Below are 13,680 nucleotides of genomic sequence, written 5' to 3'. Positions count from 1 at the left end.
TGTATCTGCCTCCTTAGGGGTTGGCTGGTGCGGGCGCTGCGGCAGCAGCGGCTAAGGCGCCCATGGTCACTACACCGGTGTCAAGATCAACGGAAGAAGTCATTGTCTGACCATCAAGGCTCCCTGCTTTTGCTGTTCCCTCGGCAGTAATAGATGCTGCCGCTGGGTCGCACGTGTAGCTGAAGTATTTATCAGCCTCGTTAACTGTTGCTAGTGGGCAAGGGATGCTCCCTGTGCCATCGGCAGCCCCTTCGGCGGTTGATCCGCCCTCTTGGTAGGCGGCATAAACCTGCTTCAAGTATGAGGATGATTGCTGTTTGGCCTCCGTCGCTTTCGCCTTGTCGGACTGACTCAGGAAGTTGGGTAATGCAATTGCCGAGAGGATGCCAACGATCACAATCACGATCATTAGCTCCACCAAGGTGAAGCCTTTCTGGAGCAGGTTCTTCTTCTTGGTGTCGTTCTTGCTGATCTGCCGAAGCAGAGCAGAGCGCATTTGGGGGCCAAGGGTGGATGCCGTCATGGGTGGATGGATTCGGGCTTCTTTTCACCGTATGCAGCGCGGATCTGCTGCACCACAAGCGTGGCCTGTTGATTGGCTGAGAGTTTGCTGAGAGTGAGCTCGAGTGGTGAGACGCCCGGATGCTGCCTACGGTTGCAGCATCTGTAGACCTTGGGTGCCGCGCTCCCGCCCAGCTGCTTCGATCCGGCGGCATCTGCAGGCCACCAGCCTCTTGGCCGTGCTTGCGGGCTATGTGGTGTTGCTGCTGGTGAACCGCCAGCTTTCGGCGCGATTGCGGCTGGATCGTCATCAGGCCCAGGTGCAGGCCACCACCCAGGCTTTGCAGCAGCTGATGCCCGAGCAGCTCAGCAGCACCCAGCAACTCCAACGTCATCTGGCCGATTTCGCCAGCCCTTCCTTGCTGGTGTGGATGGTGTGGATGGAGCCAAGCCACCGTGGTGCCGGTCCGGTGATCCTCCCGAGTGGCGATGCGTTTCGTGAGTTCCGTTCGGGTTCGGGCTTGATCCGCGCGGCTGATGAGGCCCGGGGAGCTGATGGCCAGCCCCGCGACTTCCGCTTCAACGGGCGCACTTATTTCACCTGTGCGATACCGGTGCGCCTGGCAGGTCGCCCTTACGAGCTCCGCTTTCTGCAGGACTTCACCCTCGAAACTGAACAGGAGCAACTGATCAGCTTGTTGCTGGTGGCGGTGGCTGGCGCCTCAGCGCTATTCACCTCGGCTTTGCTGCGTTTGGTGATTCATCGCGGCCTGCTTCCCCTTGACAGCTTCAGCACCACCCTGGCGGGCATCTCCAGCGGCTCCTTAAGCACCGAGCGTCTTTCCCTCAAAGGCCAACCGCGGGAGCTGCATCCGATTGCCCATGCGTTCAATGATCTGTTGGATCGCCTTGCGGAGGCCTGGGAGCATCAGCGCACCTTTGTAAATGGTGTGTCGCACGAATTACGCACGCCGATCACCCTGATCAGTGGTTACAGCCGGCGTTTGTTGCGCCGCGCCGATGGCCTCAATCTTGAGCAGCGCGATCAGCTGCAGCTGGTGGCAGCGGAGGCGGAGTCCATGGGGCGCTTGGTGAACGACCTCTTAGAAATCGCCCGCGATGATGCAGGGCGCCTGCAGCTCGACTGCCGGCAGCTCGATCCCGCTCTCCTACTGGAGGAGTTGCATCAGCGTTTGCAGGCGTCGTGTGCCGGGCGCTTGCTCCTGCAGCCCGTGCCGGAGGGATATGCCGAGGTGAGCGCTGATCCGGAACGGCTGAGCCAGTGCCTCACCAACTTCGTGGAGAACGCGCTCAAATACAGCCCCGCCCATCAGCCGATCGAGCTGGCCCTGAGCAGCGATGTGAACGAAGTGGTGCTGCACGTGCGCGACCACGGTGCCGGGGTGCCCGAGGCCGAGCGTGAGCAGATCTTTGGGCGCTTTGTGCGCGGTAGTGGCAGCAGCGAGATCAGCGGCCATGGCATCGGCCTGGCGGTGGTGAAAACGCTGATGGAGCGCATGGGAGGCCGCGTGCAGGTGGTGAATGCCCCCGGCGGTGGTGCGGATTTTCAGTTGCGCTTGCCGGCGCTGCTCAGCACGGCGGTCAGCGAACGGCCCAGCCGCAGTGCCAGCCTGCGGCGCTGGTTTACCCCTGGGGGCTGAGCCATGCGCTCAGCTGCTCCAACGCTTCTGTTTTGAGCAGGGTGGCTGCAGCACCGGCGTTCCCAGCCATGCGCTGCACCTCTGGATCGCAGAGAGCTGTTACCACCACCACTCGTCCCCTAAACGACAGATCGGCCAACGCCTTGAGCGTGGCGGCCCCATCGAGGCCCGGCATCATCCAATCCAGCAACACCAGCTCCACCTGATCGAGCTGCTCCTGAGCCAGCAGTTCTGATCCTTCGCGGCAGCGCAACACGGTGGCCTCCAGATCCTCCAGTTCTGCAGCGAGGAGGTCACGGATGCGGGGGTCGTCATCGACGACGGCCACGAGAGGCTTGCTCACGGTGCGGTCTCCTTCAAGGGCCCGGCCTTGAGCAGAAACCCCACGCCGCGCACCGTCTGGATCAGGGTGGGCTGTCCAGGTGGTTCGAGCTTGCGGCGCAAATAGCGCACGTAGACATCCAGCACGTTGGCGTCGCCCACGAAGTTGCTGCCCCACACCGCATCCAGCAAGCTCTGGCGGTTCTGCACGCGGCCCGGCTCGCTCATCAGGCAGCGCAGCAGTTGGAATTCCGTGTGGCTGAGGTGCACCGCCACGCCGCCACGGTTCACCTCATGGCTGGCCAGATTCAGCTGCAGATCGTCGAGCTCCAGCAGGTCTTGGGGGGCGTTGGCCGCTCCGGTCCCTCGCCGGCCCAGTGCTCGCAGCCGTGCCAGTAGTTCTTCGATCGAAAACGGCTTCACCAGGTAGTCGTCGGCGCCGGCATCGAGGGCTTCCACGCGATCCTTCACCGCGTCGCGGCCGGTGAGCATCAGGACGGGCAGATTGACGCCGGTGGAGCGCAGCCGCTGGCATACCTCCACGCCGCTCAGATCAGGCAGCATCCAATCGAGCACCAGTAGATCGGGCGGTTCCTGGCGGATCTGCGTGAGGGCGCCGATGCCATCGCCGCAGCTGCGCACCGCGTAGCCCTCTTCGCTCAGCTCCAGCTCCAGGAACTGGCGCAGCCGTGCATCATCGTCGGCCAGGAGCACGGTGGTGGCTTCCATCAATTGCCGCAGGGCTGCACCCTTCTTACCCGGATTTGCAGCGCTTGGCTTGGCTGCGCACGCTGGTCGGTGGCATGGTGAGCCGCGATGAGCACCCCTCTCTCCCCCGCATCGCGCCTGCTCGCCTGGCGGCCTCGCAACCTGGCGGGCCGGATGGCCCGCTGGGGGGTGGTGATCGTGATCGTCTACCTGCTGATCGCCCTACTCACGCCGCTGTTCATCCATCTCGGCTTGCTGCCGGATGTCAACGCCGGCCTCGATAACCCCATCTATGCACCGCCCTCCTGGCACCACTGGTGCGGCACCGATCGCCTGGGGCGCGATGTCTGCAGCCGCACCCTGGCCGGTAGCGGTGTTGCGCTGCAGGTGGTGGCGATTGCGCTGGTGTCTGCCCTGGTGATCGGGGTCCCGCTGGGGATGGTGAGCGGCTATCTGGGCGGCTGGATCGACCGCAGCCTCGTGCTGCTCATGGACACGCTCTACACCCTGCCGGTGTTGCTGCTCTCAGTGGTGTTGGCCTTTCTGCTTGGTAAAGGCTTGCCCAATGCAGCGGCCGCGTTGTGTGTGGTGTACGTGCCGCAGTATTTCCGGGTGGTGCGCAATCAGAGCGCTCAGGTGAAGGCGGAATTGTTCGTAGAAGCAGCACGCTCGCTAGGGGCTGGTCCGGTTTGGATCCTGCGCCGCTATTTGTTCCGCAATGTGATCACGTCGGTGCCGGTGCTGCTCACTCTCAATGCTGCTGATGCGGTGCTTGTGCTCGGTGGCCTCGGTTTTCTTGGCCTGGGTCTCCCGGAAACCGTGCCCGAATGGGGCAGCGATCTTCAGCAAGCCCTCAGCGCGCTGCCTACCGGCATCTGGTGGACGGCGCTGTACCCCGGTGTGGCGATGTTTGTGTTGGTGCTGGGGCTCTCGTTCCTGGGGGAGGGGCTGGAGAGCTGGCTCAGTGGCAGCGGCAGCAGCAACCGCGCGCAGAGCTGAGGCTTAGTAGCGCAGCTTCAGCGTGCGAGGCAGCTGCTCGGCTATTTCGCCTTCCTCGCTGAGCGGTGGATAGGGGCGACCCTGGCGGCGGCACCAATCGGCCACCTGGGGATAGGCCCACTCGAACAGCAGCTGGCGGTAGGCCTCCTCGCCGCCGGGCACTCCTTCGCCCTGGCTCGGCACCAGTCCGGCCCGATCCCGTTGCCGCAGTGCTTCAAACAACAGGGTCGCGGCAGCCACGCTCACGTTCAGGCTCTGCACCATGCCGGTCATCGGGATGAACAGCGGCTGATCCACCATCGCCAGCGCCTCATCGCTCATGCCCCACTTCTCGGCCCCCATCAGGAAGCAGCTGGGGCCGGTGAAGTCGCAGTCGCGGTAGTCGCGGGCATCCACGCTCAGGTGGGTGCCGTAGATGCGAAAGCCTTTCTCTTTCAGCCCGCTCAGGCAGGTTTCGATGCTGGGGTGCGGATGCAGCGGCACCCACTTCTGGCTGCCCTTGGCCGTTTTGTTGAAGGTGCGGGGCCGCCCGGGCAGGCTCACCACATGGGCCTCCAGCACGCCCACCGCATCGCAGGTGCGCAGGATCGCTGAGAGGTTGTGGGGTTTATCCACCGCTTCCAGCACCACGGTGAGATCGCCCATCCGGCGGTTGAGCACGGCCTGGAGGCGCTCGAAACGGCGGGGCAGCAGGGGCATCGGTGCTGGCGGGCTTGCCTCCATCGTCCTGGATCGCCGGCCAGCCCCGATAGCGTTGTCCTGTGGAGCCAACGTTCGACGAGCGCGTGCAGCAGGTGGTGGCCCAGATCCCGCCGGGTCAGCTCGCCACCTATGGCCAGATCGCGGAGTTGATCGCTGCCTATGGCTGTGCGCGTCAGGTGGGCTGGGCCCTCCGGCGTCTGGTGCTGCCCTCCGAGGTGCCCTGGCACCGGGTGGTGAATGCCCAGGGGCGGATCAGCATGAGCCTCAGCCGCGAAGGATCCGACTGGATGCAACGCGAGCTCTTGCTTGCTGAGGGCATCCCGGTGGATGAGCAGGGGCGGCTGCCGCTCAGTCGTTATCGCTGGCTCCCGCCGGGCGCTAGTTGTGGAGCAACGTCTGATGCGCTGCCCTGTTGAGCTCGACCCCCACCGCTGCAACGGCCGCTGAACCCAAGGGCCTGGCGCCGCGGCGGTTGGCCTGGCAGGTGCTGCAAGCGGTGGCGGCTGGGGCCTATGCCGATGGTGCGCTGGAGCGTGAACTGGGGCGCACATCGCTCTCGCCAGCCGATCGAGGCTTGGCCACGGAGTTGGCCTATGGCGCGATTCGGCAGCGGCGCCTGCTGGATGCCTGGCTGGATCAGTTGGGCAAGGTGCCCGCAGAGCGCCAGCCCCCCAAGCTCCGCTGGCTGCTGCACATCGGCCTGTATCAACTGCTGGCCAGCGATCGCGTGCCGCCCTCCGCGGCGGTGAGCACCACTGTGGAGCTGGCCAAGCGGGGTGGGCTTGCGCGGTTGGCACCGGTGGCCAATGGCCTGCTGCGTGCCTGTCTGCGTCGCCGCGAAGCCGGCGATTCTCTGCCGCTCTCGCCAGCCCAATCAGCCGATCTGGCGGTTTCGTTGGGGGTGCGCCACTCCCTGCCGGATTGGCTCACACGCGAGCTGCTGCAGTGGTTGCCGCCCGACCGCGTTGAGGCCTTTGGCCGTGCCTCCAACAGCCCTCCAAGCTTGGATCTGCGGGTGAACAGCTTGCGAAGCAGCCCCGCCGCTGTGCAGGCGGCCCTGGCTGGCGCGGGGGTGGAGGCCATCCCAATCGAGGGACGACCCGCCGGGCTCACGCTGAAGGGCCGCAGTGGTGATCTGAGCCGCTTGCCTGGCTTTACCGAGGGGCAGTGGTGTGTGCAGGATCGCGCCGCTCAGCGCATTGCTCCCCTGCTCAATCCGCAGCCGGGCGAGCGCATCCTCGATGCCTGCGCGGCCCCCGGTGGCAAGAGCACCCATCTGGCCGAGTTGATGGGTGATCAAGGCCTGGTGCTGGCTCTTGATCGTGGTGAGGCCCGGCTGCGGCGGGTGAGCCGCAATGCAGAACGGCTTGGCCTGCGCAGCATCGTGGTGCAGCACGGCGATGCCACGACCCTGGCGCAGCAGCAGCCCGAGCTGCTGGCCAGCTTTGATCGCATCCTGGTGGATGCTCCCTGTTCGGGGCTGGGCACCCTGGCTCGCCATGCCGATGCCCGTTGGCGGATTGATCCAGCTGCCATCGATGAGCTGGTCGTGCTGCAACGCCAGCTCATCGATGGGTTGCTGCCGCTACTCAAGCCTCAAGGGCACCTGGTGTACGCCACCTGCACCGTGCACCCCCGTGAAAACGCGCAGCTGATCGATGCAGTTTTGGCAGAGCACCCGGAGTTAGAGCTGCAGCAGAGCTGGCAGCTCTGGCCCGGAGACGTGCTCGGGGCAGGGGATGGGTTCTATGCCGCGCTGCTGCAGCGGCACGGTTAACCGCAGCCTCAGGGCAGTGGCGGTGGCGCCGAAGGCGGTGCGGGTGGTGCCAGCGGCGGTGGTGGAGCTGGCGGAGCTGCCACGGGAGCGGGGGCCGCGGCCGGTGCTGCAGGGCCGGGCCCTGACGGAGTGCCCTCGGGAATCACCGGTTCGGCAGGGCCCTCGGGGTTGGGGCCTGGGGCCAGCGGTTCGGCGGGAGTGGTAGCTGGGGCCGTGGCTTCGGGCTTGGGCTTGAGGACTTTGAGCGGGTCAAATTTGCCGGCCAGCTGGGGCTTCGGCGGGAACTGGCGCACCGGCAGATCCTTGAGGATCGGGCCCATGTAGTCGGCCCAGGCCACCACGGCCACGGCGCTGGTGCTCTTGGTTTCTTTGTTGTTGTCGTAGCCGAGCCACAGGCCGGTCACCAGTTGGGGCACGCCGCCGATGAACCAGAGATCACGGCCCCCCTCGGAGGTGCCGGTTTTGCCGGCGGCGGGGCGATCCGGCGGCACGGCGCCGTAGCCGGTGCCGCCCTTCACCACCTGCTGCAGCATCCAGAGCATGGCGTCGGCAATGTCGCTGGGCACGGCGCGGCGGCCCCGATCGCCATCCACGCGGCGGCTCCAGAGCAACTCCCCGTTCGGGCCGAGGATTTCTTCGAACGGCGTGGGCGTCACATACACGCCGCGGTTGAAGATCGCGGCGTAGGCAGCGGTCATGTCGAGCACGGTCTGCTCGGTGGCGCCCACGGCCAGCGGGTAGAACCGGCCCAGCTCGCGGGTGATGCCCAGGCTCTTAGCTGTGGCGATCACTTTGTCGAAGCCCAGCTGTTTGAGCAGGCTCACCGACACGGTGTTCAGCGATTGCTGCAGTGCCACCCACAGCGGCACCACACCTCGGTATTTGTTCCCAAAGTTGCGCGGGCAGTAGCCGCCGAAGCACTGGGGTTTGTCGTTCACTTTGTCTTCGGGCTTCATCCCTTCCTTGAGGGCCGTGAGATATACGAACAACTTGAAGGTGGAGCCCGGTGAGCGCAGGGCCTGGGCGGCGCGATTGAACTGGCTCGTCTCGAAATCCTTGCCGCCCACCATCGTGCGCACCAGGCCGGTACCCGGTTCCATCGACACCACGGCGCCTTCCATGGCGCCAGGGGCGTGTTTGTTGATCGTGGCTTGGGCCCGCTCCTGCCACGCCAGGTTCAGGCTGCTGCGGATGGTGAGACCACCCACCTCCAGATCTTCAGGGCTGAGCACCTTGGGGAGCTCTTGGGCCACCCAGCTGGTGAAATAAGGCGCCCGGCTGGTCCAGTATTTCGGCTCTGCTGGTTTGAGCAGCAGTGGTGCGGCATTGGCGCTCTGCAGCTGCAGATCATCAATGAAGCCGGCTTCGCGCATGCGCCGGAGCACCGTGGCTCGTCGTTCCAGAGCTAGATCGGGATTCACCAGGGGTGAATACACCGAGGGGGCTGGCGGCAGCCCTGCGATCAGCGCCGCCTCAGGCAGGGTGAGCTCGGCGGGCGTTTTGGAGAAATAAATCCAAGCAGCATCTGAAACGCCATAGGCGCTTGAGCCCAGATACACAAAGTTCAGATATTGCTCAAGGATTTGTTGCTTGCTGAGCTGGCGCTCCAGCTTCCCGGCCAGCAGCGCTTCCTTGAGCTTGCGGATGATCGTGCGGTCCTGGCTCAGGAAGACCGTGCGCGCCAGCTGTTGGGTGATTGTGCTGGCGCCCTCCTCCACCGCGCCGCGCCGCACATTGCGCAGCAGCGCTCGGCTGATGCCAACGGGATCGATGCCGTCGTGCTCATAGAAGCGGCGATCTTCCGCGGCGATGAAGGCACGCTGCACCAGCAGCGGCATTTGGCCGCTGATGAGCTTCTCGCGAGTGGCTGGGCCCAGCTTCTGGATCACCTGTCCATCGGCTGAGAGCACGGTGACCGTGCCGGGGCGGTTGTAGCTGCTCACCCGTTGCACGTTGGGCAGGAGCGCATCCACGCCCTGCACCAGCAGGTTCTGGCCTACGGCAACGGCCACTCCGGCGCTGGCCCCAATGAGGCCGGCCCGCAAAAGAGGGCGGCGGCGCCTGGCCGTCACATCACCACCAGGTCGCTGTGGCCAATGGCCAGAGCGGTCACCAACATCCCCAGTACCAGGAACGGCTGTGCGCTGGCCTGGTACTTCACATCAAATGCCACGGGATCGCGCAGCAGCCAGATGTCCTGGAAGGTCATCTGGGGAATGATCAGCAACACCAGCAGCACCGCAGCGAAATGCTGCCCGATGGCAATCAGCACGGCCACCATCGCCAGCTGAAACACATCGATCATGCCGGCGCTGATCCAGCTGGCCTTCTCAATGCCGAAGGCCACGGGTAGTGATTGAAGGCCCAGCGCACGATCACCTTCGACGCTCTTGAAGTCGTTCACCACCGCAATCCCTAGACCAGCAAGGGAATAGGCAAGGGTCAGCAGAGCTGTGGTCCAGGTGAGGTGGCCAAACAGGGCCTGACCAGCCCACCAAGGCAGAGCGATGTAGCTGGCGCCGAGGGCGTAATTGCCCAGCCAGCCGTTCTGCTTGAGCTTGAGCGGGGGAGCTGAGTAGATGAAACTCACGAACGATCCACCCAAGGCCAGCAGGAACAGCACCGGCGTGCTGTGGCCGGCCCAGAGGTCGAGCCCATAGGCGACCCCCAACCCGGCGAGCAGCAACACCCAGATCTGCGCTTTCACCTGCCAGAGCGGAATCGCGCCGGAGGGGATCGGCCGGTAGGGCTCGTTGATCGCGTCGATGTCGCGGTCGTAGTAGTCGTTGATCGTTTGCGTGTAGCCGGCCAACAGAGGGCCGCTCATCAACATGCAAGCGATCGAGGCGCCCACTTCGCTGAAAGTCCAGTGGAAGTTGCCCGATGCGGCGGCACCGCAGAGCACACCCCAGATCAAGGGGATCCAGGTGACCGGCTTCATCAGCTGCAGCCGGATCTTCCAGATGTTGGAGGTGCCGCTGGCACCTTTCATGCCTAGCAGCTGGCGTGCACCCGCACCGCTGCTGGCGGTGGGGTTGGGGGAGTTGGGGTTGGAGTCGCTCGTGGTTTCGCTCACAGGGGCTGACGGATCAGGCAGCGGTGATCTCGTCGTCGAAGAACCAGGTGGTGGTGCCATTGGCCAGCTCCACCACCACACCGATGCCCTTGCCGTCGGTCACCTTGAAGTCCTTCACGGTGCCGGTGGCATCGGCCTGAAGGGCGGCCACGAGATCAGCGGGGATGCGGTCGCGCACCCGGGTGACCCGCACCTTCGAGCCGATGGTGATGGCAGCCTGGGACATGTCCGGCGCGACGCAAAAGTGGCGCCAGGTTAGCCCCTGTCCTGCGGCCATCTGGCCGTCAGCCCTTCCCCTGCCGCCATGGTTGCCAAACGGATCATTCCCTGCCTCGACGTGGCTGAGGGCCGGGTGGTGAAGGGTGTGAATTTCGTGGGGCTGCGCGATGCCGGCGATCCCGTGGAGCTGGCGTGCCGCTACAGCGCCTCCGGTGCCGATGAACTGGTGTTTCTCGACATCGCCGCGTCCCACCAGGGCCGCGCCACGCTGGTGGAGTTGGTGCGCCGCACCGCTGAAGCGGTGACCATTCCCTTCACCGTGGGCGGTGGGATCAGCACGGTGGAGGGGATCACGGAGTTGCTTCGCGCCGGAGCCGACAAGGTGAGCCTCAACTCCTCGGCGGTGCGCGATCCCGAGCTCGTGGCCAGGGGGGCGGAGCGGTTTGGTTGTCAGTGCATCGTGGTGGCCATCGATGCCCGCCGCCGCGAGGGTGGTTGGGATGTGTATGTGAAGGGTGGCCGCGAGAACACCGGCCTCGATGCGGTGGAGTGGGCCCGGCAGGTGGTGGCTCTGGGGGCGGGCGAGATCCTGCTCACCTCGATGGATGGTGATGGCACCCAGGCCGGCTATGAGCTCAACCTCACCCGCGCGGTGGCTGACGCGGTGGACGTGCCCGTGATTGCCAGCGGCGGTGCCGGCTGCATCGATCACATCGCCCAAGCCCTTGATGCCGGCCCCCAGGGCGGCCATGCCTCCGCGGCCCTGCTCGCCTCCTTGTTGCACGACGGCGTGCTCACTGTGGAGGAGATCAAGCGGGATCTCCTCGGTCGGGGTTTCAACATCCGCCCGCTCGCGTAGGCCTGTTACGCGCCGTTACATTTGTCTCAGATTCGATTGATGGCGCGTTCGTGCACGCCCTGGTTCAGACCCACTCCACAACGCTGGCCGTGGTGCTGGTGCTGGCTGTTGTGGCCATGGTGGCCTGGGCATTGCAGCTGATGCAGGCGGCCGCCGATCGCAAAGAGTTTTCCCTGATGCTGGCGGGGTGCATGGTCTGTTCCGCTGCGGTGGGTTTGGCGGCAGTGATGGTGATGAGCTTCACCAGCGCGGATCGCGTTGAGGCCCAGCTCCAGGCGGGAGGTGTCAGTCTCGATGCGATCTCCCTGCCCTGGGATGCCAGCTTCGATCCAACCCGGCGATCCTGAGCAGGTTCGCGATCTCTTTGATCGCATCGCTCCGGCCTACGACCGCCTCAACGACCTGCTCAGCCTGGGCCTGCACCGCATCTGGAAGCGGCAAGCCGTTGCTTGGCTGGAGCCACGAGCAGGTCAGTGTGTGCTCGATCTCTGCTGCGGCACAGGTGATCTGGCCCTGGTGCTGGCCGAGAAGGTGCGCCCGGCTGGCCTGGTGCTGGGGATTGATGCAGCGGCGGCGCCGCTGGAGCGTGCCCGGGAGCGGGCTCGCGCTCAACCGTGGTTGCCGGTGGAGTTTCGCCAGGGGGATGCGGCGGCTACGGGCCTGGCGGATGCCTCAGCTGATGCCGCGGTGGTGGCATATGGGTTGCGCAATCTTCCCGATCCGGCGGCCGGGCTCCTGGAGCTGCGCCGCTTGCTGCGGCCCGGTGGCCGCGCTGCGGTGCTCGATTTCAATCGACCGGCCGAGCCCCACGGCTCTACAGCGGCCTTCCAGCGCTTGTATCTGCGCCGTCTGGTGGTGCCGTTGGCCCGCCGGGCTGGGCTGGAAGATCAATACGCCTATCTCGAGCGCAGCCTCGAGCGTTTCCCAACGGGGGCGCAGCAGGAGGAGCTGGCGGTGGCAGCGGGCTTCAGCCGCGCCCGTCATCGCTTGTTGGCGGGCGGCCAGATGGGGCTTCTGCAGTTGGTGGCCTGAGCGCGCTGCTGTTGGTGGAGTTCTCGCTCTTCTTTGGCCGAAAGCATCACGGTGATGGCGCTGATCAGCAGAGCAGGCAGAAAGATGCTGAGTCCGAGATCGGGTCCCATCTGAGAGCGGCGAGTGCTTTCAGCGTGGATCTGCGCTGCGGGCGCGTCAGTAGGTGGTTGTGCCTGCTCTGATCCGCCGCTGGGCAGAATCGGTGGCCGTGCGTGCCCACGCCGGCCTCATCAGGAGCAGATCGTGCATTTTCAGGACATCATCAGCACCCTCAACCGCTTCTGGGCTGAGCGGGGCTGCCTGATCCTGCAGCCCTACGACACCGAGAAGGGCGCCGGCACGATGAGCCCCCACACGGTGTTGCGGGCGATTGGCCCTGAGCCATGGGCGGTGGCTTACCCCGAGCCCTGCCGGCGCCCCACCGACGGCCGCTACGGCGATAACCCAAACCGGGCGCAGCACTATTTCCAGTACCAGGTGCTGATCAAGCCGTCCCCCGATGGCATTCAGGAGACCTACCTGGCGTCCCTTGAGGCCTTGGGCATCAAGCCGGCCGACCACGACATCCGCTTCGTGGAAGACAACTGGGAATCACCAACCCTCGGCGCCTGGGGCGTGGGTTGGGAGGTGTGGCTCGATGGCATGGAAGTCACCCAGTTCACCTACTTCCAGCAGTGCGGCGGTATCGACTGCCGGCCCGTGTCGATCGAAATCACCTACGGCCTCGAGCGCCTAGCGATGTATCTCCAAGACGTGGAAAGCATCTGGGATCTCTCTTGGGATGGCAAGCGCTCCTACGGCGATATCTGGCTGCCGTTTGAGAAGGGCCAATGCACCTACAACTTCGAGGCGTCCAATCCCGAGCGCCTCAAGCAGCTGTTCGCGATCTATGAGGCGGAAGCCGCTGATCTGGTGGCCAAGCAGCTCCCCGCCCCCGCGCTGGATTTCGTGCTCAAGTGCAGCCACACCTTCAACCTGCTGGAGGCCCGCGGCGTGATCTCGGTGACCGAGCGCACCGCCACCATTGGCCGCATCCGCAACCTGGCGCGGCAGGTGGCGGAAGCCTGGTTGGCGGAGCGAGAAGCGCTGGGCTTCCCCTTGCTTGAGCGCTAAGGCGCCGGCGGCACCGGCACGGCGGGGCCATCGAGGGTGTTGCTGCACAGATCGAGCACGATCCGCTGGCCCACGCTGCCCGGGACGGGGGTATCCCAGCCCTGCCAGGTGCCGTCGATCCGCCAGTTCTGCCGCAAGCTCGTGCACTGCACGGCAACGGCTGTAGCGGCTGAGCCCCTCAGGCCGAGGTCGCTGATCGAGGGCTTCACCAGGGTGATGCGCACCCCGCCGGGGTGCAGCTTCCAGCCCGACCAATCCACGGCGGTGTTGTTGAACCATTTCCAGCGGGCTTGCCCCGATTGCTCCCGCCACTCGAGTTCGGCGCGATCGCGGCGTTCGGCGGGGCTGAGCAGCAACGCGGCTGACGCCTCGGCGCTGCTCCCCTCCGGTGGAGGTGGGGCCATCGCGCCGGTTGGGGTGTTGTTGCTGCTCTTCTGGGTGGGCTGTCCGGGCAGTTTCAGCACCTCGCCCACCTGCAGCAACGTGGGGTCGCGGATGCCGTTGAGCTCGATCAGGGCCTGCAGATCCACGCGGTAGCGCAGGGCCAGCTCCTCGAGCGTGTCGCCTTCCACCACTGTGATCGTGCGCGACTGGCCCCACGTGGGCCCTGCAGCGATCACCGCCAGAGTGCAGGCCACTGCCAGAAAACGCTGCCGTCGCCGCATGACCACAGGGATCTCGGCGGAACCTTAAGGGAACACTCCCTGTAGTG

Annotated in this window: 16 protein-coding genes; 8 read left to right on the top strand and 8 right to left on the bottom strand. The window is 65.4% G+C overall.

Going from position 1 to position 13,680, the window contains the following annotated elements; genetic code table 11:
• Positions 1-13: 13 nt before the first annotated feature.
• Entirely contained in the window at positions 14-523 is a 510-nt protein-coding gene (locus H9532_RS12435; RefSeq protein WP_296368945.1) for a type II secretion system protein, read from the bottom strand.
• 154 nt (positions 524-677) lie between these two features.
• On the opposite strand from H9532_RS12435, the gene H9532_RS12430 reads away from it, so the two are divergent.
• Positions 678-2,162 (top strand): HAMP domain-containing sensor histidine kinase, encoded by a 1,485-nt coding sequence (locus H9532_RS12430; RefSeq protein ID WP_296368942.1) that lies wholly within the window; start codon positions 678-680, stop codon positions 2,160-2,162.
• Here H9532_RS12430 and H9532_RS12425 read toward each other — a convergent pair.
• Both H9532_RS12425 and H9532_RS12420 read right to left on the bottom strand, forming a co-directional pair.
• Positions 2,146-2,505 (bottom strand): response regulator, encoded by a 360-nt coding sequence (locus H9532_RS12425; RefSeq protein WP_296368940.1) that lies wholly within the window; start codon positions 2,503-2,505, stop codon positions 2,146-2,148. The genes H9532_RS12430 and H9532_RS12425 overlap by 17 nt on opposite strands.
• Positions 2,502-3,212, bottom strand: coding sequence for a response regulator transcription factor (locus H9532_RS12420; protein WP_296368938.1), 711 nt, complete (start codon positions 3,210-3,212; stop codon positions 2,502-2,504). The genes H9532_RS12425 and H9532_RS12420 overlap by 4 nt, the downstream gene beginning before the upstream one ends.
• A gap of 87 nt (positions 3,213-3,299) precedes the next feature.
• Here H9532_RS12420 and H9532_RS12415 point away from each other — a divergent pair, with 87 nt between their 5' ends.
• Positions 3,300-4,190 (top strand): ABC transporter permease, encoded by an 891-nt coding sequence (locus tag H9532_RS12415; protein ID WP_296368935.1) that lies wholly within the window; start codon positions 3,300-3,302, stop codon positions 4,188-4,190.
• Positions 4,191-4,193: 3 nt separating this feature from the next.
• Here the strand turns inward: H9532_RS12415 and trmH are convergent, their stop codons facing one another.
• Positions 4,194-4,889 (bottom strand): tRNA (guanosine(18)-2'-O)-methyltransferase TrmH, encoded by a 696-nt coding sequence (gene trmH, locus H9532_RS12410; protein WP_296368932.1) that lies wholly within the window; start codon positions 4,887-4,889, stop codon positions 4,194-4,196.
• A gap of 62 nt (positions 4,890-4,951) precedes the next feature.
• Here trmH and H9532_RS12405 point away from each other — a divergent pair, with 62 nt between their 5' ends.
• The gene (locus tag H9532_RS12405) at positions 4,952-5,308 is read left to right on the top strand and encodes an MGMT family protein (protein ID WP_296368930.1); all 357 of its coding nucleotides are present in this window, start codon (positions 4,952-4,954) and stop codon (positions 5,306-5,308) included.
• On the top strand, positions 5,305-6,669 hold the full coding sequence (locus H9532_RS12400) for a 16S rRNA (cytosine(967)-C(5))-methyltransferase (RefSeq protein ID WP_296368928.1): 1,365 nt from the start codon (positions 5,305-5,307) through the stop codon (positions 6,667-6,669). The genes H9532_RS12405 and H9532_RS12400 overlap by 4 nt, the downstream gene beginning before the upstream one ends.
• 8 nt (positions 6,670-6,677) lie before the next feature.
• Here the strand turns inward: H9532_RS12400 and H9532_RS12395 are convergent, their stop codons facing one another.
• The 3 genes from H9532_RS12395 to H9532_RS12385 are packed head-to-tail and all read right to left on the bottom strand — an operon-like array spanning position 6,678 to position 9,971.
• On the bottom strand, positions 6,678-8,681 hold the full coding sequence (locus tag H9532_RS12395; RefSeq protein WP_296368926.1) for a transglycosylase domain-containing protein: 2,004 nt from the start codon (positions 8,679-8,681) through the stop codon (positions 6,678-6,680).
• Positions 8,682-8,737: 56 nt separating this feature from the next.
• On the bottom strand, positions 8,738-9,805 hold the full coding sequence (chlG, locus tag H9532_RS12390; RefSeq protein WP_296368924.1) for a chlorophyll synthase ChlG: 1,068 nt from the start codon (positions 9,803-9,805) through the stop codon (positions 8,738-8,740).
• Positions 9,759-9,971 (bottom strand): DUF2862 domain-containing protein, encoded by a 213-nt coding sequence (locus tag H9532_RS12385; protein WP_296368922.1) that lies wholly within the window; start codon positions 9,969-9,971, stop codon positions 9,759-9,761. Before H9532_RS12385 ends, chlG begins: the two co-directional genes overlap by 47 nt.
• A gap of 78 nt (positions 9,972-10,049) precedes the next feature.
• Between H9532_RS12385 and hisF the strand changes: the two genes are divergently transcribed.
• The 4 genes from hisF (at position 10,050) to glyQ (ending at position 12,968) form a co-directional block, all read left to right on the top strand.
• On the top strand, positions 10,050-10,823 hold the full coding sequence (gene hisF / locus H9532_RS12380; protein ID WP_296368920.1) for an imidazole glycerol phosphate synthase subunit HisF: 774 nt from the start codon (positions 10,050-10,052) through the stop codon (positions 10,821-10,823).
• A 50-nt stretch (positions 10,824-10,873) separates the two neighbouring features.
• On the top strand, positions 10,874-11,170 hold the full coding sequence (locus H9532_RS12375) for a hypothetical protein (protein WP_296368918.1): 297 nt from the start codon (positions 10,874-10,876) through the stop codon (positions 11,168-11,170).
• Entirely contained in the window at positions 11,139-11,855 is a 717-nt protein-coding gene (ubiE, locus tag H9532_RS12370) for a bifunctional demethylmenaquinone methyltransferase/2-methoxy-6-polyprenyl-1,4-benzoquinol methylase UbiE (RefSeq protein ID WP_296368916.1), read from the top strand. Before H9532_RS12375 ends, ubiE begins: the two co-directional genes overlap by 32 nt.
• 243 nt (positions 11,856-12,098) lie before the next feature.
• A complete protein-coding gene (glyQ, locus tag H9532_RS12365) occupies positions 12,099-12,968 on the top strand; it encodes a glycine--tRNA ligase subunit alpha (RefSeq protein WP_296368914.1) in 870 nt (289 codons plus the stop codon).
• Here the strand turns inward: glyQ and H9532_RS12360 are convergent.
• Complete coding sequence (locus H9532_RS12360) at positions 12,965-13,633, bottom strand: LysM domain-containing protein (protein ID WP_296368912.1); 669 nt, start codon at positions 13,631-13,633, stop codon at positions 12,965-12,967. The genes glyQ and H9532_RS12360 overlap by 4 nt on opposite strands.
• Positions 13,634-13,680: the final 47 nt, after the last annotated feature.

The organism is Vulcanococcus sp. Clear-D1 (assembly GCF_014654725.1).
Taxonomy (GTDB): domain Bacteria; phylum Cyanobacteriota; class Cyanobacteriia; order PCC-6307; family Cyanobiaceae; genus Vulcanococcus.
The sequence above is the reverse complement of the archived record's forward strand: the minus strand, read 5'-3'. Positions and strand labels throughout refer to the sequence as shown.